Source organism: Rhizobium sp. USDA 4016, assembly GCF_056279705.1.
The window spans coordinates 4,209,034-4,227,305 of sequence record NZ_JBWCCY010000004.1; the positions used below are offsets into that span (position 1 = coordinate 4,209,034).

At 59.5% G+C, this 18,272-nt stretch carries 16 protein-coding genes; 12 read left to right on the top strand and 4 right to left on the bottom strand.

The features are described 5' to 3' along the window. The first annotated feature begins 18 nt into the window (after positions 1 to 18). Genes ACZ9DP_RS36540 through ACZ9DP_RS36555 form a run of 4 tightly spaced genes read left to right on the top strand, consistent with a single transcriptional unit; the run spans position 19 to position 3,715 of the window. Positions 19 to 792, top strand: a complete 774-nt coding sequence (locus ACZ9DP_RS36540; protein ID WP_074070003.1) for a GntR family transcriptional regulator — start codon at positions 19 to 21, stop codon at positions 790 to 792. Then, positions 789 to 1,820, top strand: a complete 1,032-nt coding sequence (locus ACZ9DP_RS36545; protein ID WP_283069925.1) for an SIS domain-containing protein — start codon at positions 789 to 791, stop codon at positions 1,818 to 1,820. Before ACZ9DP_RS36540 ends, ACZ9DP_RS36545 begins: the two co-directional genes overlap by 4 nt. After that, a complete protein-coding gene (nagA, locus tag ACZ9DP_RS36550; protein WP_476205538.1) occupies positions 1,820 to 2,971 on the top strand; it encodes an N-acetylglucosamine-6-phosphate deacetylase in 1,152 nt (383 codons plus the stop codon). Before ACZ9DP_RS36545 ends, nagA begins: the two co-directional genes overlap by 1 nt. A gap of 15 nt (positions 2,972 to 2,986) precedes the next feature. Beyond that, positions 2,987 to 3,715 (top strand): SIS domain-containing protein, encoded by a 729-nt coding sequence (locus tag ACZ9DP_RS36555; protein WP_194728439.1) that lies wholly within the window; start codon positions 2,987 to 2,989, stop codon positions 3,713 to 3,715. A gap of 55 nt (positions 3,716 to 3,770) precedes the next feature. On the opposite strand, the gene efp is transcribed toward ACZ9DP_RS36555, so the two are convergent. Continuing rightward, positions 3,771 to 4,340, bottom strand: coding sequence for an elongation factor P (gene efp / locus ACZ9DP_RS36560; RefSeq protein WP_476205297.1), 570 nt, complete (start codon positions 4,338 to 4,340; stop codon positions 3,771 to 3,773). Positions 4,341 to 4,491: 151 nt separating this feature from the next. On the opposite strand from efp, the gene epmA reads away from it, so the two are divergent. The 7 genes from epmA (at position 4,492) to ACZ9DP_RS36595 (ending at position 12,670) form a co-directional block, all read left to right on the top strand. Next, positions 4,492 to 5,553 (top strand): EF-P lysine aminoacylase EpmA, encoded by a 1,062-nt coding sequence (gene epmA, locus ACZ9DP_RS36565; protein ID WP_476205299.1) that lies wholly within the window; start codon positions 4,492 to 4,494, stop codon positions 5,551 to 5,553. Continuing rightward, positions 5,553 to 6,605 (top strand): lysine-2,3-aminomutase-like protein, encoded by a 1,053-nt coding sequence (locus tag ACZ9DP_RS36570; protein WP_476205300.1) that lies wholly within the window; start codon positions 5,553 to 5,555, stop codon positions 6,603 to 6,605. The genes epmA and ACZ9DP_RS36570 overlap by 1 nt, the downstream gene beginning before the upstream one ends. A 263-nt stretch (positions 6,606 to 6,868) precedes the next feature. Continuing rightward, the gene (locus ACZ9DP_RS36575) at positions 6,869 to 7,120 is read left to right on the top strand and encodes an acyl carrier protein (RefSeq protein WP_194728436.1); all 252 of its coding nucleotides are present in this window, start codon (positions 6,869 to 6,871) and stop codon (positions 7,118 to 7,120) included. Next, entirely contained in the window at positions 7,120 to 8,301 is a 1,182-nt protein-coding gene (locus ACZ9DP_RS36580) for an acyl-CoA dehydrogenase family protein (protein ID WP_239599688.1), read from the top strand. The genes ACZ9DP_RS36575 and ACZ9DP_RS36580 overlap by 1 nt, the downstream gene beginning before the upstream one ends. Before the next feature lie 5 nt (positions 8,302 to 8,306). Continuing rightward, on the top strand, positions 8,307 to 9,215 hold the full coding sequence (locus ACZ9DP_RS36585; protein ID WP_476205302.1) for an amino acid--[acyl-carrier-protein] ligase: 909 nt from the start codon (positions 8,307 to 8,309) through the stop codon (positions 9,213 to 9,215). 7 nt (positions 9,216 to 9,222) lie between these two features. Further along, complete coding sequence (locus ACZ9DP_RS36590) at positions 9,223 to 10,185, top strand: DUF1839 family protein (protein ID WP_476205303.1); 963 nt, start codon at positions 9,223 to 9,225, stop codon at positions 10,183 to 10,185. 16 nt (positions 10,186 to 10,201) lie between these two features. After that, positions 10,202 to 12,670, top strand: coding sequence for a glycoside hydrolase family 2 protein (locus ACZ9DP_RS36595; protein ID WP_283069915.1), 2,469 nt, complete (start codon positions 10,202 to 10,204; stop codon positions 12,668 to 12,670). Here the strand turns inward: ACZ9DP_RS36595 and ACZ9DP_RS36600 are convergent. Together ACZ9DP_RS36600 and ACZ9DP_RS36605 are read right to left on the bottom strand one after the other, a co-directional pair. After that, entirely contained in the window at positions 12,633 to 14,489 is a 1,857-nt protein-coding gene (locus tag ACZ9DP_RS36600; protein ID WP_476205304.1) for a serine aminopeptidase domain-containing protein, read from the bottom strand. The genes ACZ9DP_RS36595 and ACZ9DP_RS36600 overlap by 38 nt on opposite strands. Before the next feature lie 12 nt (positions 14,490 to 14,501). After that, positions 14,502 to 16,016: a lipopolysaccharide biosynthesis protein gene (locus ACZ9DP_RS36605; protein WP_476205305.1), complete on the bottom strand. Its 1,515-nt coding sequence runs from the start codon at positions 16,014 to 16,016 to the stop codon at positions 14,502 to 14,504. A gap of 160 nt (positions 16,017 to 16,176) precedes the next feature. On the opposite strand from ACZ9DP_RS36605, the gene ACZ9DP_RS36610 reads away from it, so the two are divergent. Beyond that, complete coding sequence (locus tag ACZ9DP_RS36610; RefSeq protein WP_476205306.1) at positions 16,177 to 17,055, top strand: glycosyltransferase family 2 protein; 879 nt, start codon at positions 16,177 to 16,179, stop codon at positions 17,053 to 17,055. On the opposite strand, the gene ACZ9DP_RS36615 is transcribed toward ACZ9DP_RS36610, so the two are convergent. Beyond that, on the bottom strand, positions 17,031 to 18,197 hold the full coding sequence (locus tag ACZ9DP_RS36615; RefSeq protein WP_476205307.1) for a glycosyltransferase family 4 protein: 1,167 nt from the start codon (positions 18,195 to 18,197) through the stop codon (positions 17,031 to 17,033). The two genes, ACZ9DP_RS36610 and ACZ9DP_RS36615, sit on opposite strands and share 25 nt — an antisense overlap. Between the last annotated feature and the right edge of the window lie 75 nt (positions 18,198 to 18,272).

Consider the following 18,272-nt stretch of genomic DNA (forward strand, 5'->3'; position numbering starts at 1 on the left):
AGGTTCTATGGTTAATCCATGGATAGAACCAGTCTGGTAGCGGAGCTCAATGCCCGCGGTCTGCGCGACGAAACGATGACGGGACCGCTCTACAAGCGGCTGGCACTGGCGTTGACCGGCCTCATTCAGGAAGGCCTTCTCAAGCCGGGTGCAGCCCTTCCCGGAGAGCGCGATCTCGCCGAAGCTCTGAAGCTCGGCCGCGTGACGGTGCGAACCGCCTATCGTGATCTGATGGCATCCGGCGCATTGGAATCGCGTCACGGCAGCGGTACCTTCGTTTCCAGTAAGGTGGAGCGCATGGAGCAGCCGCTCTGGCGTCTTTCGTCTTTCTCGGCCGATATGCGCTCACGCGGCCGTTCGCCGGCGGCAAGGATATTGTCCCGCACGATCAATTCGCCATCGCCGGAAGAATCCTTCCTTCTCGGACTTGGGCAGGATGAGGCCGTTCTGCGCCTGGATCGTCTGCGCCTTGCGGATGGTTTGCCGCTGGCGATCGAGCGGGCGGTTGTGCCGGTCAAGTTCCTCGGCGGCAATGCCGGTGGCGAGGGATCGCTTTATGATGCGCTGGCCGCAAACGGCCACAAGCCGGTGCGTGCTCTGCAGCGGCTGACCGCCGTGACGCTCGATCCTTCATCAGCCTCGATGCTGAATGTAAAGACCGGTGCGCCAGCACTCTTGATCGAACGGATTTCGCGCCTGGAAGACCAGCGCGTCGTTGAATACACCCGTTCGCACTACCGCGGCGATGCCTATGATTTCGTGGCCGAACTGAAAATTGGAGATGACCTATGAGTGAGAACCAGTCGCTGATGCTGCAGGAGGCGGGCCAGTCGCCGGACGTGGTCGCGACGCTCCTTCAAAAGGAGAAGCCGGTTTTCGCCGAAATCGCCAAGCTGTTTTCCTCGGTTCGCCCGAGCGTGGTGACGACGGCAGCGCGTGGCTCTTCGGACCATGCCGCAACCTTCTTCAAATATCTCTTCGAGATCACTGCCGGTATTCCCGTCGCTTCCGTCGGCCCATCGATCGCTTCCGTCTATGGTGCGGCTCTACAGTTGAAGGATGGTGTTCACTTCACGGTTTCGCAATCCGGCGCCAGCCCGGATATCGTTGCCCTTCAGGATGCTGCCAAGCGTGGCGGCGCGACGACGATCGCCGTTGTGAACGTCACCGACAGCCCGCTTGCAAAGCAGGCAGATATCGTTCTGGACCTCAATGCAGGTGCGGAAAAGAGTGTTGCCGCGACGAAGTCCTTTATCGCCTCGGTTGCCGCGCTCGCCGGTGTCACGGCTGCGATTGGCGGTACGGCCGATCTGCAAGCCTCATTGGAGAGGTTGCCAGAGGCTCTGTCGGCGACAGCTGGTATCGATACGGCTGCCGCAGAAGACGTGCTCTTCAATGCAACCTCGCTTTATACGGCAGGCCGCGGGCCAGCTTTGGCGATCGCGCTCGAGGCCGCGCTGAAAGCCAAGGAAACGTCCGGCCTTCACGCGGAAGCCTTCTCGCTGGCAGAGCTGATGCATGGCCCGATGCGCCTCGTTCAGCCGGGTTTCCCGATCGTCGCCTTCATGCCCGACGATGCGGCCTATGCCAACAACGTTCAGGCACTCGAGCGATTACAGAAGCTCGGCGCAACGACGGTACCGTTCTCGGCGCAGCCGCTTTCCGGCGTCAATCTGCTCGTGCCGACGACGGGCAACGGCTTACTCGATCCGCTCGTGTCGCTTCTCGTCTACTATCGCCTGATCGAGTCAGTTACGCGCCGCAAGGGTTTCGATCCAGACAAGCCGGCGAACCTGCTCAAAGTCACGGAGACGATATGATACCCCGCAAGATCTTCACCGGTGCCCGGATCTTCGACGGCGAGAGGTTCCACGACGAAAAGGCGCTGATCGTTGCCAATGGCCGGGTCGAAGCCATTGTCTCGTGCAACGACTTGCCCGAAGGCGAGACGATCTTGCTTGACGGCGGAGTGCTTTCGGCAGGTTTCGTCGATGCGCAGGTGAATGGCGGTGGCGGGCGCATGCTGAACGATGAGCCGTCGGCAGCTTCGATGTGTATCATTGCTGACGGTCACCGGCGCTACGGTACGACGGCGCTGCTTCCAACGCTGATCACCGATACGGCAGATGCGACGGCGGCTGCGATCGAGGCCGCGAAGGATGCGGTTAAAACCCATCGCGGCGTGGCCGGTCTTCATCTGGAAGGTCCGCATCTGGCGCCTGCCCGCAAAGGCGCGCACCTGGCCGAACTGATGCGCCCGGTCGAAGACAAGGATGTCAAGGCTTGCATCCGCGCCCGTGAGGCGATCGGTACGCTGCTCGTGACGATGGCGGTCGAACAGGTGACGGTCGCTCAAGTTCGCGAACTGAGCGAGGCTGGCATCATCGTCAGCATCGGCCATTCGGATTGTTCGAGCGAAGCTGCAGAAGAGCGTTTCGATGCTGGTGTACGCGGCGTCACCCATCTTTTCAACGCCATGAGCCAGATGGGTCACCGCGCACCCGGTCTGGTTGGCGCGGCAATCGACCATCCGTCGACGTGGTGCGGCATCATCGCCGACGGCCATCATGTCGATCCAAAAGCACTGCGCACTGCACTTCGCGCCAAGCGCGGGGAGGGCAAGCTCTTCTTCGTGACGGATGCCATGTCGCTGGTTGGCTCCGAAAAGGATAGCTTCATGCTGAACGGTCGCACCGTACGGCGTGAGAAGGGGGGCTTCTGCTCGAAGCTGGTGCTTTCGGACGGCACACTTGCCGGGTCGGATGTCGATATGGCGTCGACCATCCGCTATGGCGTCACCTATCTTGATCTGACGCTTGCCGAGGCGCTGCGCATGGCAACGCTCTATCCGGCCCGGTTTCTCCGGCTCGATGGTTATGGCCATCTTTCGCCGGGAGCGCGCGCCGACCTCGTGCATCTGACGGATGCGATCGAAGTCACCGCCACGTGGATCGACGGCGAGGCGGCCTGAAGCAAAGGAAATGCCATGACGGCGGTTACGGATGCCTATTTCTCCAATCTGATCGGCCGTCTCGAGGCTTTGAAGAAAAGCCTTGCCGAACCCATGGCGAAGGCCGCAGCAGTCATTCTCGATGCGGCGCGTCATGACAAGCGCGTTTACGTCTTCGGCACGGGCCATTCGCATATGCTGGCCGAGGAGGTGCATTATCGCGCCGGCGGTCTTGCGTTCACCGTGCCGGTTCTCATCGGCTCCGCGATGCTGCATGAGGGGGCGGTCATCAGCTCGGTCTATGAACGCACGCAAGGCCTCGTTCGGCCGGTGCTGGAGCGCTACGGGATGCAGCCAGGCGACGTCATCATCATTGCTTCGAACTCGGGTGTGAATGCCGCACCAATCGAGGCCGCGGACTATGGCCGCGAGATCGGCGCCAAGGTGATCGCTGTTACCTCGGTTGCCTATTCGAGCGCGATTGCCAATGGCCGCCGCCGGCTCGTGGATATCGCCGATGTCGTGCTGGATAACGGCTTGCCGCCCGGCGATGCCGTGCTCGATCTGGCTGGAAGCAGTCTCAAGGTGGGCCCGGTGTCGACGGCTGTCGGAGCAACAGTGCTGAACGCAATCTTCGCTGAAGTTGCGTCAGTGCTTTCGAAGTCCGGCGACGCACCAGTCTATCTCAGCGCCAACATGCCCGGAGCTGCGGAGGTCAATCAGCGGCTGGTGAGAAAATACCGGCCGCGCAACCCGCATCTGTAATCAAAACAGAAAGGCCGGCATTAGGCCGGCCTTTCTGTCTGATATGTCCGAAGGATCAATCCTTGGCGCGTTCGACGTAGGAGTTGTCTTCCGTTGCGATAACGACGCGCGTGCCCGCGTTGATATGCGGCGGCACCAGGGTGCGCACGCCGTTCGAAAGCATCGCTGGCTTATAGGAGGACGACGCCGTCTGGCCCTTGACGACCGGTTCCGTCTCGGTGATCTCGAGCGTGACGTGACGCGGCAGCTCGAGTGCCAGCGGGATGCCTTCATGCATCGACAGAATGCAGGTCATGCCTTCCTGGAGGAAGGCCTTCTGGTCGCCCATTGTTTCGTTGTCGACGACAACCTGATCGTAGGTCGCCGGGTTCATGAAGTGGAAACCTTCGCCGTCTTCATAGAGATACTGGAAGTTCACATCCTCAACGAAAGCGCGCTCGACCTGCTCGGTCGTGCGCCAGCGCTCGGAAACCTTTACGCCGTCGACGATGCGGCGCATGTCGACCTGGGTGACCGGCGTACCCTTGCCGGGGTGAAAGTTCTGCGCGGTGAGAACGACGTAAAGTTTGCCGTCTACGTCGAGAACGTTGCCCTTGCGGACCGAAGAGGCGATGACCTTGACCATAAGACTTCCTTGTAACTCGGCTTTTGGCGTCGTAGAGGGATTGTCTGGATGGTCCCGATGACGCCAATTGTTTTTCGTTGGGGCGCAACTAACCTAAAATCCGGCAAAACGCCAGCCCTCGTGTTGGCGAGCCTGGTGATGAAAGCTGAGAATGAACCTTACCAGCGCCAAAGCGTCTCCTTGGTGGACCCCCAGCGTCCACGCGGACCGCCGCCCCTTCCTGATTGGGCGGAACGCGATCCAGGCGGCGCTGCGCGGCTTCTTCGCGCGCGAGGATTTCATCGAGGTAGATACTGCGACGCTGCAGGTTTCGCCCGGCAACGAGGCACATCTGCACGCTTTTGCAACCGAGGCGCTGACGACGGACGGGCAGGCGACATCCTTCTACCTGCACACCTCACCGGAATTTGCCTGCAAGAAGCTGCTCGCCGCCGGTGAGCAGCGCATCGCCTGCTTCGCGCATGTCTATCGCAACCGCGAACGCGGCCCATTCCATCATCCCGAATTCACGATGCTGGAATGGTATCGCGCCGGCGAAAGCTATGAAACGCTGATGATGGACTGCGTGCGGATTCTGGCGCTGGCCGCCGAAACCGTGAAGACGCCGAAGCTGACCTATCGGGGCGCCGAAACCGACCCCTTCGCCGGACCTGAACGCATCAGCGTCGCAGAGGCGTTCGAGCGCTATGCGGGCATCGACCTGTTGGCGTCGGTCGCCGCCGATGGTTCGACGGATCGGGAATATCTGGCTTCCGAACTACGCCGGAACGGCATGCGCGTCTCGGCCGACGACGGCTGGGCGGACCTCTTCAGCCGCGTCCTGGTTGAAAAGATAGAACCCCACCTCGGTTTCGGCCGCGTGACCATTCTGGATGAGTACCCGGTTTGCGAAGCGGCACTCGCCCGTCCCTCGGCACGCAATCCGCGGGTTGCGGAGCGTTTCGAGCTCTATGCCTGCGGCGTTGAACTGGCGAACGGCTTCGGCGAACTCACCAATGCGACAGAACAACGCCGCCGCTTTGAGCTCGAGATGGCAGAAAAAGCGCGCGTCTATGGCGAACGCTACCCGATCGACGAGGATTTCCTCGATGCGCTTTCGATCATGCCCGAGGCAAGCGGCATCGCGCTCGGCTTCGACCGGCTGGTCATGTTGGCGACAGGAGCCTCGCGCATCGACCAGGTGCTGTGGGCACCGGTTGCGGAGTATCGCTGATGAATATCGTCCGGCCGATCAAAAGTGTCGTTGACCTGTCGAAAGCCAGGTTGTTGGCCGATCGCGACCGGCTGGCACTGGAAGAGGTCGCTGCACGATATGCGATCGCCCTGACGCCGACCGTCGCTAAGCTGATCGATCGAGCCGACGTCGACGATCCGATCGCGCGTCAGTTCGTGCCGGATGCGGCCGAGCTTGTCGTAACACCTGAAGAGCGCGCCGACCCGATTGGTGATCATGCGCACAGCCCGGTTGAAGGCATTGTGCATCGCTATCCGGATCGCGTGCTGCTGAAGGCCGTGCATGTCTGTCCGGTCTATTGCCGCTTCTGCTTCAGGCGGGAGATGGTCGGTCCTCAAGGTCTCGGTACGCTCGATCCGGCGGCGATGATGGCTGCTTTCGACTATATCCGCAGCCATCCGGAGATCTGGGAGGTGATCCTTACAGGCGGCGATCCGCTCGTCCTTTCGCCGCGACGGCTGGAAGAGATCATGCGGGAGCTTGCGGCCATCGATCACGTGAAGATCGTCCGGTTCCATACACGCGTGCCTGTTGTCGATCCGCAGAGGATCGATGCGACGTTGATCGCCGCGTTGAAAGCGAGCGGCAAGACGACTTATATAGCGCTGCATGCCAACCATCCGCGCGAAATGACGATCGAAGCCCGTGCAGCCTGTGGCCGGCTCATCGATGCCGGGATCGTCATGATCAGTCAGTCCGTGCTGTTGAAGGGCGTCAACGACGATGCCGGCGTTCTGGCGGACCTGATGAAGACCTTCGTCGAGACGCGCATCAAGCCTTACTACTTGCATCATCCCGATCTGGCGCCCGGCACCAGCCATTTCCGGCTGACGATCGAAGAAGGCCAGAAGATCGTTTCTTCGCTGCGCGGCCGCATCTCAGGCCTTTGTCAGCCGGCCTATATCCTTGATATCCCAGGTGGCCACGGAAAGGCAGTGATTGGCGAAAATTCTGTCCGGAAGACGGCGGATGGTTGTTTTTCCGTACTGGATTACCATGGCGTAGAGCATTGCTACCCGCCTTCCGAGTGACGTGAAGACACGTGGCGTATCATTTCTGCACTTTCAGCCTGGACACAATCTTGGCGCCTGAGACAGGAGTAACGCCTAAGTGTCTGTCAAGAAAAAGATAAAGGCCATCGAGGCAAGGTACTCCCTAAAATTTTAACTGCGAGTCTTCCTCATATTTAACCAGACAAGTTAGCGGAATGTTTTGTTTTCCGGCCTAAAGAACGCTCATGATGAAGGCGATAAATCGCCACTCGGGATCATGACAATCTTGGAGGTTGCTAAGGATGAACAAGACTATCCGCGAACTGCTCGCCAAATTCGGCAAGCTTCCTGTTCCGATCGATCAGCTAGCCGACGATGCCGATCTCTATGCGGCCGGCCTGACATCCTTTGCTTCCGTGCAGCTCATGCTTGGCATCGAAGAAGCCTTCGATATCGAATTCCCGGACAATCTCCTCAATCGCAAGTCCTTTGCCAGCATCTCCGCGATCGAAAAGACCGTCGATATCATCAAGGACAACCGGAAGGTCGCGTGATGAACTTTCCGGTCAAGATCACGGAACAGAGTTTTACCGTCAGAACGGCGCGCGTTGCCGAGATCGCCGCGAAATATGCCGACGCCGTCGACGCCGAAGGCCGCTTTCCATGCGAGGCCGTCGATGCGATGAAAGCCGAGCGCCTGCTCAGCATTCAAGTGCCGCGCCACCTGGGTGGCGAGGGGGCTTCGACGACCGAAGTCGCCGAACTCTGCTCCGTTCTTGGCCAGGCTTGCGCCGCAAGTGCGATGGTCTTCGCCATGCACCACATCAAGCTTTCAAGCTTGGTCGAGCACGGCACCGAAAGTGAATGGCATGCGGGCTTCATGCGGCGCATCGCCGCCGAGCAGCTTTTGATCGCATCGGCGACGACCGAAGGCGGGATCGGCGGCAATCTGCGCAACAGCATCTGCGCCATCGAGGTCAGCGGCGACAGCTGCCGTCTCGAAAAGGACGCGACCGTGATCTCCTACGGCTCGCATGCCGATGCGATCCTCATAACCTCTCGCAGCCATCCGGACGCAGCACCCTCGGATCAGGTCCTGACGGCGTTTCTCAAGGACCAGTACACACTTGAGCGCACGCATATCTGGAACACGCTGGGCATGCGCGGCACCTGCTCCGACGGCTTCCTCTTCAAGGGGCAAGCGCCTGCCGTTCAGATCCTGCCGAAGCCTTTCGCCGAAATCGCCGCACAGTCGATGCTCGCTTCGTCGCATCTGCTGTGGAGCGGCGTCTGGTATGGCATTGCGGTCGACGCCGTCTCCCGCGCTCAGGCCTTCGTGCGTGCCGCCGCCCGTAAATCTCCTGGTGTTCCGCCCCCCGGTGCGCTGCGGCTCGCCGAAGTCTCCACTCTGCTGCAGATGGTGAAGTCGAACGTCGTGGCGGGTCTCAAGGCTTACGAAGATGCCAAGTCCGATCCGGACAAGCTTTCCTCGATGGGCTTTGCGGTGGCCATGAACAACGTGAAGATCGCTTCGTCGGAAACGATCCTGGAGATCGTCAACCACGCCATGCTGATCTGCGGCATCGTGGGCTACAAGAACGGTACGCCCTTCAGCCTTGGCCGGCATTTGCGCGACGCTCATTCCGCACAGCTCATGATCTCGAATGACCGCATCCTCGGCAACACGTCGAGCATGCTTCTCGTCCACAAGCAGGACACTAGCCTACTGGGGTGACAGTCATGGATATGCAGACCTCGTTTCTAGACCGGCTCTTCGAATCCGGTCTACTGATCGATACCGGCGTCGACGGTCTTTATGGCCGTAGCGGACAGTTCGAAGACGTGATCACCGCCTTCGAGCGCCTGATCGACAAGTTCGGCGGTGCGGATGGCGCAGAAGCCATGCGCTTCCCGCCGGGCATGAACCGCGCGCTTTTCGAAAAGAGCGGCTACATGAAAAGCTTCCCGCAGCTTGCGGGCACCGTCCACAGTTTCTGCGGCAGTGAACTCGATCACATGAACCTGCTGCAGTGCATGGAAGTCGGCGACGACTGGACGAAGGGCCAGGAAGCAACGGATATCGTGCTGACGCCGGCCGCCTGCTATCCGCTTTATCCGACAATCGCCAAGCGGGGCAATCTGCCTGCGAAGGGCGGCCTCTTCGACCTGCAGTCCTATTGCTTTCGTCATGAACCGTCGAAGGATCCCGCCCGCCAGCAGCTTTTCCGCATGCGCGAATATGTCTGCATGGGCACCGAAAGCCATGTGACCGACTTCCGTCAGCGCTGGATGGATCGCGGCGTCGAGATGATGAAGCAGCTCGGCCTCGAAGTCGTCATCGACGTCGCCAACGATCCATTTTTCGGCCGCGGCGGCAAGATGATGGTCAACAACCAGCGTGATCAGAACCTGAAGTTCGAGCTGCTGATCCCGATCACGTCGGCTGCCAAGCCGACAGCCTGCATGAGCTTTAACTATCATCAGGACTCCTTTGGCCAGAAGTGGGACCTGAACCTTGAGGACGGCAGCGTCGCGCACACTGCATGCGTCGGCTTCGGTCTCGAGCGCATCGCGCTTGCGCTGTTCCATCATCACGGGCTCGACGTGACGGAATGGCCGGCGAATGTGCGCAAGACCCTGTGGGGCTAGCGGTTCGATGTCCTGCGTTTTTTCGGCCATCCGTCCAGATGGCTACCGCCAGCATGCGCTGCATTCCAACGAACGCATGTGGCCGGAAACCAACTGCTATATCGACCTCTGGATCGAAGTGCTGAACACGCTGAGGCTGCCGCCTGAAGCGATGCTCGGCTTTACGCTGACGCAGGATTTCGAGGGCGATCAATTCACCTTCTTCAAGGTGCCGCTCGAAGACCTCGAGGCGCTTTACGGCATCCGTGTCACCGAACTCGCGATCTTCGACCGCGTCGAGCATCACGTCGAAACGCAGATCAGGCGCGGCCGACTTTGCCTGATCGAAATGGACTCCTTCTATATGCCGGATACCCTCGGTACGGCCTATCGTTGCGAACACGGCAAGACGACCGTCGCCATCAACCGGCTGGATGTTGCTGCCAAGCACGTAGAGTATTTTCACAATGCCGGCTATTTCCAGCTTGAGGGCGAGGACTTCGACGGTCTCTTCCAGATGCATCTGACGGACGAGGATTCGCCCTTCCTACCCTATACGGAATTTGCAAAACTTCCGGAGGCGTTTGCAGGCGAAAACTATATCGGCGATGTGGCGCACCGTCTTTTCAAGGTCCATTTCTCGCGCCGGCCTGCCGAAAACCCGATCCGCGCCTTTTCCAAGCAATTTCCGCAGCAGGTGGAAGTTGTCGCCGAGCGCCCTTTCGGCTTCTTCCACAAATATGCCTTCAACACCTTGCGCCAGTTCGGCGCCAATTTCGAGTTGGCCGCAGATCACCTCGCGTGGCTTTCTCCGGGCAGGTTCGCGCAGGCTGAAGAGTATGCCCGGCGTATCTCCGAAGTGGCGAAGTCGGTGCAGTTTCAGCTTGCCCGCGCCGTCACGCGCAGGAAGTTCGAGCCATTGCAGGCGGCGCTTGATCCGGCGGCAGATGCATGGGATGCCATGATGACTTCGATTTCCGATCGGCTTTGATACCGGGAGCTTGTGCATGGGGGGGCGGTTGGCGAGCGTCGGTGCGGAAGAGACCCTGCTTTCCGAAGGCTGGAACCTGGTTCTGACGGAACCGGGAGCTTGCTTGACGCCGCATGACATCCCGCCGTCTTCGAGGTTCATTGCAGCACCTGTTCCCGGCACTGTGGCTGACGCTCTGGAGCGCGCCGGTCTCTTCGATCGCGAAAATCCGGAGCCGCTGAATACGAAAGACGCCTGGTACGTCTGCCGGCTCTTCGACGCCCAGCCTGGCGATGTTATCCTTCGTTTCGGCGGGCTTGCGACGCTCTGCCATGTCTTTCTGAACGGGCAGGAAATCCTCTCTTCCGAGAGCATGTTCACGGCGCATGAAATCCCGGTCACGCTTATGGGCGGCGATGACCTGGTCCTTTGTTTCCGTGCGCTCGGTCCCCGTCTGAGCGAGCCCGGAGCCCGCGCCCGCTGGCGTCCTCAGATGATCGCGCCGCAGGGGCTTAAGAACTTTCGTACGACGCTGCTTGGGCACATGCCTGGCTGGTGCCCGGAAATTCATGCTGTCGGGCCGTGGCGGTCGATTACGCTTGTTCGCCGCAGCGTGATGTCGATCGATAATGTCTCGATCCGGGCTGTGCTGGAAAATGGCGTCGGCCGCCTCAGCGTTTCGTTGCACGCGGATGCCGCAAATCCCGAGATGCTGCTTCGCTGCGGAGAGGTGGAGCAAGGCTTTGAGAAGATCGGCGGAAATCATTATTCGGCGATCCTCAAGCTGCCGGAGGTCACGCCGTGGTGGCCGCATACGCACGGGACCCCGCATCTTTACGAACTGACGCTCGTTTCGGACGGCACCGAATACTCGCTCGGAAAGACCGGCTTCCGGCGGATTGAAATCGATCGTGGCGTCGACGGCGACGGGTTCGGCCTTCGGGTAAATGGCGAGCCCGTCTTCTGCCGCGGTGCTGTCTGGACGACGGCCGATATCGTTCGCCTGCCGGGTTTTCGCGCGGACTACGAGCCCTTTCTGCGCCTTGCTGCCGGCGCCGGTATGAACATGATCCGCATCGGCGGCACGATGGCCTATGAAACGCCAGAGTTCTTCGAGCTTTGCAACGAGCTCGGCATTCTTGTCTGGCAGGACTTCATGTTCGCCAATTTCGACTATCCGCGAAGCGACAAGGCCTTCACGGGCCACGTTCATGCCGAAGTCGAGGGTTTTATCCATGGAGTGCAGGCTTCTCCTTCGCTCGCGGTTCTTTGCGGCGGAAGCGAGATTTATCAACAGGCGGCGATGCTTGGGTTGCCGCAGGAATTCTGGCGCGGACCGCTGACGGAGGACGTCATCCCGGCGATTGCAGAGCGTATGCGCCCCGACGTGCCCTACGTGCCGAACTCCCCTCACGGTGGGGCCATGCCTTTCTCGCCAAATACCGGCGTCACGCACTATTACGGCATTGGTGCCTATATGCGCCCGCTGGAGGATGCTCGCCGCGCCGACGTCCGGTTTGCTGCAGAAACCCTCGCCTTCGCCCATGCACCGCAACAAAAGACATTGCAGCGGCATCTGGATGTCCCGGCAGTCCATAGTCCGCTGTGGAAAGCTCGCGTTCCGCGGGATCGCGGCGCCTCCTGGGATTTCGAGGATGTTCGCGACTTCTACCTGAAGGAACTTTATAACGTCGACCCAGCGGCGCTGCGCCGGGAAAATCCGGAGCGCTATCTCGATTTGTCTCGCGCCGTGACGGGCGAGGTTCTGACGGAAACCTTCGCCGAATGGCGGCGCAAGGGTTCAAACTGCAACGGTGCTCTTGTCTGGACGCTTCAGGATATTCTGCCTGGTCCCGGTTGGGGCGTTGTCGATTCCACCGGTGAGCCGAAACCGGTTTGGTTTGCCATGCGCCGCGCCTTCCGCCCGATTCAAGTGCTGCTGACGGACGAGGGCACGAACGGCCTTGACGTGCATGTCATCAACGAAACCGGGGAAAGCTTGCCGGTTGAGCTTGAAGTCGTCTGCCTGCGAGACGGCAAGCAGAGAGCCGTCAGCGGCAGCCAGGCACTGATACTTGCGCCAAGATCCACCGAAAAGCTCGCCGCGACCGAGCTCTTCGGTGCATTTTTCGACACGACCTATGCTTTCCGTTTCGGTCCACCTTCCCATGACGTAACCGTCGCGCGGCTGCGCTCCGCCGATGGCGGGCTGCTTGCCGAAGCATTCCATTTCCCGCTCGGACGGTCGAAGGCGTTTCACGATGCCGCGATCGATGTGAAGGCGGTAGAAGATGGCGGGAACTGGACCCTTGAGCTGCAGGCCGATCGCTTTGCGCAGTCCGTACACGTTGATGTCCCGAATTACCGTGCAGCCGACGATTGGTTTCATCTGGCGCCAGGTTCGGTCAAACGCGTCCCACTGCATGGCCTTGCGGGCGCGACGAAGGGCGAGGCGCCCTCTGGTGAAATCAGGACGTTGGGAGGTTCGCGTATTTTGGCGATCTGACGGCGTGGCTGCGGTCCTCATGCGGTGTTGCCTGGCGCGTCCCGATCTTCAGCGATATGGAGCGGACCTCCTGGAGGTAGAAGGACTGAGCATGTGCCTGTGTAAGGTTATGATCGGCTTCCGGTATGATGTTGAGCCTAACGTTGCCGTAGCGTTTCAGATATGAGCCATTCTTGCCAAAATGATCATTGAACTGCTCAAGACCGGTATCATGGGCGGTATAGATCAGCGACACGTCAACCTTGCGGGCTTTCAGGGACTGGAAAAGATCGAGAATTGCGGTCCGCTCCTCGGATCGGACCGGCAGAAAATCCAGCATCGGACGGCTTAGCCTGATCGCTCGTCGCACCAGAGAGGTCATGAAATTTCTGATTGCCCGCGGGACATCGATTTCACCGCGCAACAACCGCTTTAGGGTTTCGAACTGCAGCAGCTTCAGGCGGTACGTTTCGAGCGAGCGCGGCACATGGCGAAGCGATGCGTCGACCGTGAGCCTACCGGACCAGTGGAAGACATAGGGATTGGCGGCAATCAAGCCGCTGGAGCGTTCATCCCAGAGGCTGCCCTGGAAAGCGAGGTAACCGCCGCTGCAGCGGCCGACAAGCACGGCAGGCAGCAGCTTGGATGATTCCAGAAGATCGAGGGCCGCTGTGATCTCATCGTTCTGTCCTTTGAAATAGAGCACCTGCTCTGGCGCGCCCGGGGTGGGCGGGCTATCTGCGACATTCGCATTGTCGAAGCGCAGCGAGGGAATGCCGTCGCGGGCAAGCGCGCGCGCCATTTTTACGGATGTGCGGCCCCAGCCCGCATTCCGGTCGTAAGCCGTCGTCAAGATGATCGCGGTTGCACCACGACGCGGAGCCGTGGGCTCGCAAAGAATTCCGTAGAGTTCGCCAGCTTTTCCAAACCGCAGCGGCGTCTCGGTGAACTCGGCGGTTGTAAGCGGTGCCGTCGGGCGTTGCCTTCGCGTTGATGTCCCTCTCTGAGAACCGGAAATCGATTTCACCCATTCGACAATGTGATTGCCGGTCTCTACCGGCATCGTTGCGATCGTCGGGTTGAAGACGAGTTCGTCATAGCCGCGATAGACAGCTTCCCGCGTGGCCGGATGCAGGTCCTTGACATGGGCGGCAAAATCTTCGTCGGCCGAACGGTTCGGGCGCGTCAGCACCAAGCAGTTTTTTGCGTCGAGCTTCGAAAGCTCCATGAGGTTGATTTTGCGAACTTCCGCGGCGATTTCGTCCGACATACGAAGGCCGGCGATCCATACGCCCTGTGTTTCGCGCTGGCTTTCGGCAACGCCCATTCCGTCGTCGATCATCTTCGACCATACGGAGAGTTCACGCAGATAGAGCCGGCCGGAGATTGCGGGTGCCATCAATGCAATGCCCTCGACACCACCGAGCCTTTGCGCCAGATCGACAGCGATCGTGCTGCCGAGACTCTGGCTCACAAGTATGATGCTGTCACAGCCGGAAAGCGATTTCAGCTGCGCTGCAGCCTGCTCCGCCGTTTCGAGCCAGACGGCTAGGCCGCGGCTATGGTCCGTTACCTCCAGCGCGTCGCCGGTTCCTGCGTAGTCGAAGCGCAGGCTTGCCACACCCGCTTCGGCAAGTTCTTCCGCCAGGATACGGAAGAACTTGCGGGTGCACATTTCCTCAAATCCCCAGGGGCTGACAAAGAGAACGGCCGTGGATTTGCGCGCGGCTTGACTGGCAGGTGCGTAAAGGCCGATTGTGCCGGCAAATGTCACCGGCTCGGCTGCTGCAGCAGCTTTTTGCGTTGTCTTGCTTTTGTTGGTATCCAGCCCCGTGCTCATTTTCATTCCTCGTCATATTCTGCGCGGCGTGAGCAGCGCCAGCGCATGAAATGCTAATGGATGCGCCAGCTTCGGCAGGCGATTGACGATCTGTTCCATCACCGCAATATCAGCAGCCGGAACGGCGTTCAGCAGGCGTAGGGCGATCCCATAGGCGCCTGCTGCTGCGATAACCGCAACAACAAGCCCGCCAATTCCTGGAACAAAATGGATCGCTCCATATGCTGTCGCCCCGCAAAGGGCCGCGGCAGCGGCGATGCGGAGAATCGGGATCGACATTTGGTAGATCGAGCCGTCGAGGTCGATCCGCGCGACCATCAACATGCACATGACCGTAAATGCCAGAAAACGGATTGCCGCGGCACCTTCTCCGCCGTACCAGGGCACGGCGGCAAAACAGCCCACAGCGAGTACGAGGCTGGCTATGCCTCCGATCATCAGGCGTTCACGAATTCGATCGACGGAATACAGATATTGCGTGCAAATCTGCGTGAAGACGTAAGGTATGGCCGTCAGCGCCAAGATGGCGACTGTACCGCCCGCCGGCGCGAAAGGCTGGCCGAAGATTGCAACGACGAGCGGCTTGGCGATAGCGGCAAGGCCGAAGCTCATTGGCAGCGTGATGTATGCAATGCTTCGAACGACGCCTTCAAAAATGCTTGCAGGGAGTTTGCCGTTGGGACTGGAATGAATTTTTTCCGAATAATAGGGAATAAGGCTACCGCTCAGTTGGACGGGAAGCTGCAGCGCGAGATTGGCCAGCGACAAGCCGACGGCATAATAGCCGACAGCCTCCACGCCCCAATCCTTCTGCAGGAAGAAAAGCTCGATGCGATTTAGGAAGATCGATGTATTCGCGTATTCCAAGGACAGAATGAACGAAGAACTCGCAAGATAACCCACGCCGATACCACACGAGCTTGCGCGCACCGAGGCAATCCTGAGCGTAAAGAGGAACATCAGGAACTGACCGGCTGCATAACCGGCCAAGGCGCCGCTAACGCCGTACAGCAGCGCACCTGCAAGCACGATGACGACCTGTACGACGGAGCTTGCGATCGTCAGCAGAAAAAAAGGCGCGAGATTCTGTTCCCCGATGAGATAGTTCTTCGTGTAAGCGCCGATCGACTGGAAAAGGAAGAGGACGCCGGTGATGACAATCACGGCCGGGGCGCCGACGGCCCAATGAAGCTGCTCGGCTTCGAAATAGACCAGGGAATAAACGGCGAGCACTATCAGCGACGCAACGATCGTTGGCCGTACGAGATAGGCGGCAAAGCTACGGCGTTCCTCGTAGGATCTGCCCTTAGCCCGCAGTTGCGGCAGGATGCGCAGAAGCATGACGCCAGTGCCGAGTTCGGCGAGAAGCGCTCCGGTCGTGACCAGCCACAGGGAAAATGCGATAATCCCGTTTGCTTCCGGGCCGAGCAGCCGCGCAGCAATGATCGAACATGCAAAACCCGTCGCAAGCAGGGTCAGGCCTGCTGCCGCATTGAGCGCCGAGTTTGCCATTATGCTCTTCGCCATGAATACTACCGCTTTTCCTTTTCCCGGAGACCACAGCGCATTGTGAAGTGTCTATTTCAGATACCTTAATATTTGCCGCTTAAAGTCCAGTTAAACGTCGCACCGGTGGTCGGTATGAAAATCACCGCAATTTGCCGGCTTCTGCCTTCAGGGGTATCGATTGTTCAGCCTCATCGTCTGTACCGTTGATCGTTTCGATCAACTCGAGCGTCTCTTTGGATCCTTGGCAAGGCAGACGCTGAGGACCTTTGAAATCATTCTGGTTGATCAGAATGAAGATGACCGGCTATTCGATCTGGTGGAACGCTTCGCTTCCTCCTTTCCCATTCACCATCTACGCTCGGGGCGCGGGCTTTCGCATGCGCGCAATAACGGAATTGCGAAAGCATCGGGAACCTATGTGTGCTTTCCGGACGACGACTGCTGGTACGAGCCCGCTACCTTGGAAATCGCCGCGCGGCTCTTTCGAGAAAATTCCGCGCTTTCGATCGTAACGGGACGAACGCTTGATGCGGATGGCAAGCCTTCCGTTAGCCCGACGGGTGATCGCAGCGTAGAGATATCCCGCCGGACTTATCTTCGCTGCGGCAATTCGAACGGCATCTTCGTTCGTCGTGAAACGCTTTGTGCAATCGGCGGCTTCGACGAGAATCTGGGCGTTGGGTCGGCGTCGCCGTTTCAAAGCGGAGAGGAGGCCGATCTCCTGCTGCGCTTCGTTGGTGCCGGCCAGAAACTCATGTACTTCCCGGAACTCATCGTCCATCACGATCAGGTTGTGAGCGTGATCGGTACCCAGCAGATCGAACGCGCTCGAAAATATGGCCGCGGTTTCGGTGCGCTGCTGCGCAAGCACGATTTTTCCTTGCCGTACGTGACCTACAGAATTGCACGCCCGGCGATCGGCTGGCTTGTTGCGCGCTTCCGCTTTAATGCGGATGAAGCGGCATTCAAGCGAGCATGGCTCAAAGGGATCGTCGAAGGGTACAAGGCCTGGCCGAAATGGAACGGCGTTGATCAGTCGCTTAGGACCGAGTCGTAGACGCTGAAATAGCGCCCCGCCACCGTTTGCCACGAATACCGGCCGGCTTCCTGCATCAGTGTCAGGCGAATGCCGGCCGGATCAATTGGAAGAGCAAGATAAGCCGACTCCAAGATATCAGCCGCGGCTTGCGGATCGGAAAAGTCGGCAAGGCGTAGCAACGGGTGTTTTGCGGCCAGACCGCAATAGGCTGCATTTCCGTTGAGTACCGGCACAAGGCCAGCACTCATGGCTTCGAGGGCGACGAGGCCGAAGCCTTCATATTCAGAGGCGGACGCGAAAAGCGACGCGCTGCGAATGAGGCGGGCGATCGAATCGTTGTCCGGTGAAACAGTCAGCGTCACGGTCGTGTCGAGCGCGCGTGCCTGGATTTCTCGCCGCAAGTCTGCTTCCTTGAGGTCGGATTCAGAGCCGACGATGTCGAGGTGCCATTCAAGATTGCGTGCTTTCAGGATGATCATGACATCCAGCAGGTGATCCAGCCGCTTGTTGAGGGAAAAGCGGCCGATGGTGATGATGCGGCGTCGTGGCTTTTGCGATGCGCTGTCGGCGAATTTGCCGATGTCCACGCCGTTCTCGATCAGGATGCTCGTTCTTGGCGAGATTTTGCGAAACTGTTCCAGATCGGAGACGCTGCAGCCGACGATGCGTTTGTACGCCCTTGCCGACATGCGTGTCAGGGTCTGGAACCAAAACTTCTTGATCGTGGCGTATTTTCGAGTGTGGAAGAAGCCGCCATGGGTGGTCACGATCATCGGCTTGCCGTGCAGGAAGCGTCCCAGGGCCAATGCATCGAAGAAGAAGTCGATCGCGTGCACGTGAATGACGGCGGCGTCCCCCAGGTGGCGAAAGACTTGCGGTGCGATCGGATAGCGCTGGCTGCCCGACCAGGGGATGCGGACGACCTCGATACCGTCGATCGTCTCATGGGCGGGCAGTTTGTTGTCCCGCGACGTGAAGAGCGAATCGAGCGTTATGACGCGGACGCGGTAGCCGTGTTTGATCGTCTGGTAGGCAAGGTTGGCGACAACATCTTCGAGTCCGCCGCGATTGGGCAGAAACTGGCGTACAACATGCACGATCAGTGGTGCAGCAGCTGACTGCGGCACCGATGTGACTGTCTCTGTTTCCACTGCTGACATCGTTCACCTACCGGCCACATGGCCGCAACTCGGCTTTGACCAGATAATGGATGGCGTTAAAGCGGGGTTTACGGG

Bases quoted from the DNA above. Each gene is read 5' to 3' on its own strand.
- ACZ9DP_RS36600 (WP_476205304.1), bottom strand. From the start codon at position 14,489: ATGAGCACGGGGCTGGATACCAACAAAAGCAAGACAACGCAAAAAGCT.
- ACZ9DP_RS36540 (WP_074070003.1), top strand. From the start codon at position 19: ATGGATAGAACCAGTCTGGTAGCGGAGCTCAATGCCCGCGGTCTGCGC.
- ACZ9DP_RS36580 (WP_239599688.1), top strand. From the start codon at position 7,120: ATGAACTTTCCGGTCAAGATCACGGAACAGAGTTTTACCGTCAGAACG.
- ACZ9DP_RS36615 (WP_476205307.1), bottom strand. From the start codon at position 18,197: ATGTCAGCAGTGGAAACAGAGACAGTCACATCGGTGCCGCAGTCAGCT.
- ACZ9DP_RS36555 (WP_194728439.1), top strand. From the start codon at position 2,987: ATGACGGCGGTTACGGATGCCTATTTCTCCAATCTGATCGGCCGTCTC.
- ACZ9DP_RS36575 (WP_194728436.1), top strand. From the start codon at position 6,869: ATGAACAAGACTATCCGCGAACTGCTCGCCAAATTCGGCAAGCTTCCT.
- ACZ9DP_RS36590 (WP_476205303.1), top strand. From the start codon at position 9,223: ATGTCCTGCGTTTTTTCGGCCATCCGTCCAGATGGCTACCGCCAGCAT.
- ACZ9DP_RS36605 (WP_476205305.1), bottom strand. From the start codon at position 16,016: ATGGCGAAGAGCATAATGGCAAACTCGGCGCTCAATGCGGCAGCAGGC.
- ACZ9DP_RS36595 (WP_283069915.1), top strand. From the start codon at position 10,202: ATGGGGGGGCGGTTGGCGAGCGTCGGTGCGGAAGAGACCCTGCTTTCC.
- ACZ9DP_RS36570 (WP_476205300.1), top strand. From the start codon at position 5,553: ATGAATATCGTCCGGCCGATCAAAAGTGTCGTTGACCTGTCGAAAGCC.
- ACZ9DP_RS36585 (WP_476205302.1), top strand. From the start codon at position 8,307: ATGGATATGCAGACCTCGTTTCTAGACCGGCTCTTCGAATCCGGTCTA.
- efp (WP_476205297.1), bottom strand. From the start codon at position 4,340: ATGGTCAAGGTCATCGCCTCTTCGGTCCGCAAGGGCAACGTTCTCGAC.
- epmA (WP_476205299.1), top strand. From the start codon at position 4,492: ATGAACCTTACCAGCGCCAAAGCGTCTCCTTGGTGGACCCCCAGCGTC.
- ACZ9DP_RS36545 (WP_283069925.1), top strand. From the start codon at position 789: ATGAGTGAGAACCAGTCGCTGATGCTGCAGGAGGCGGGCCAGTCGCCG.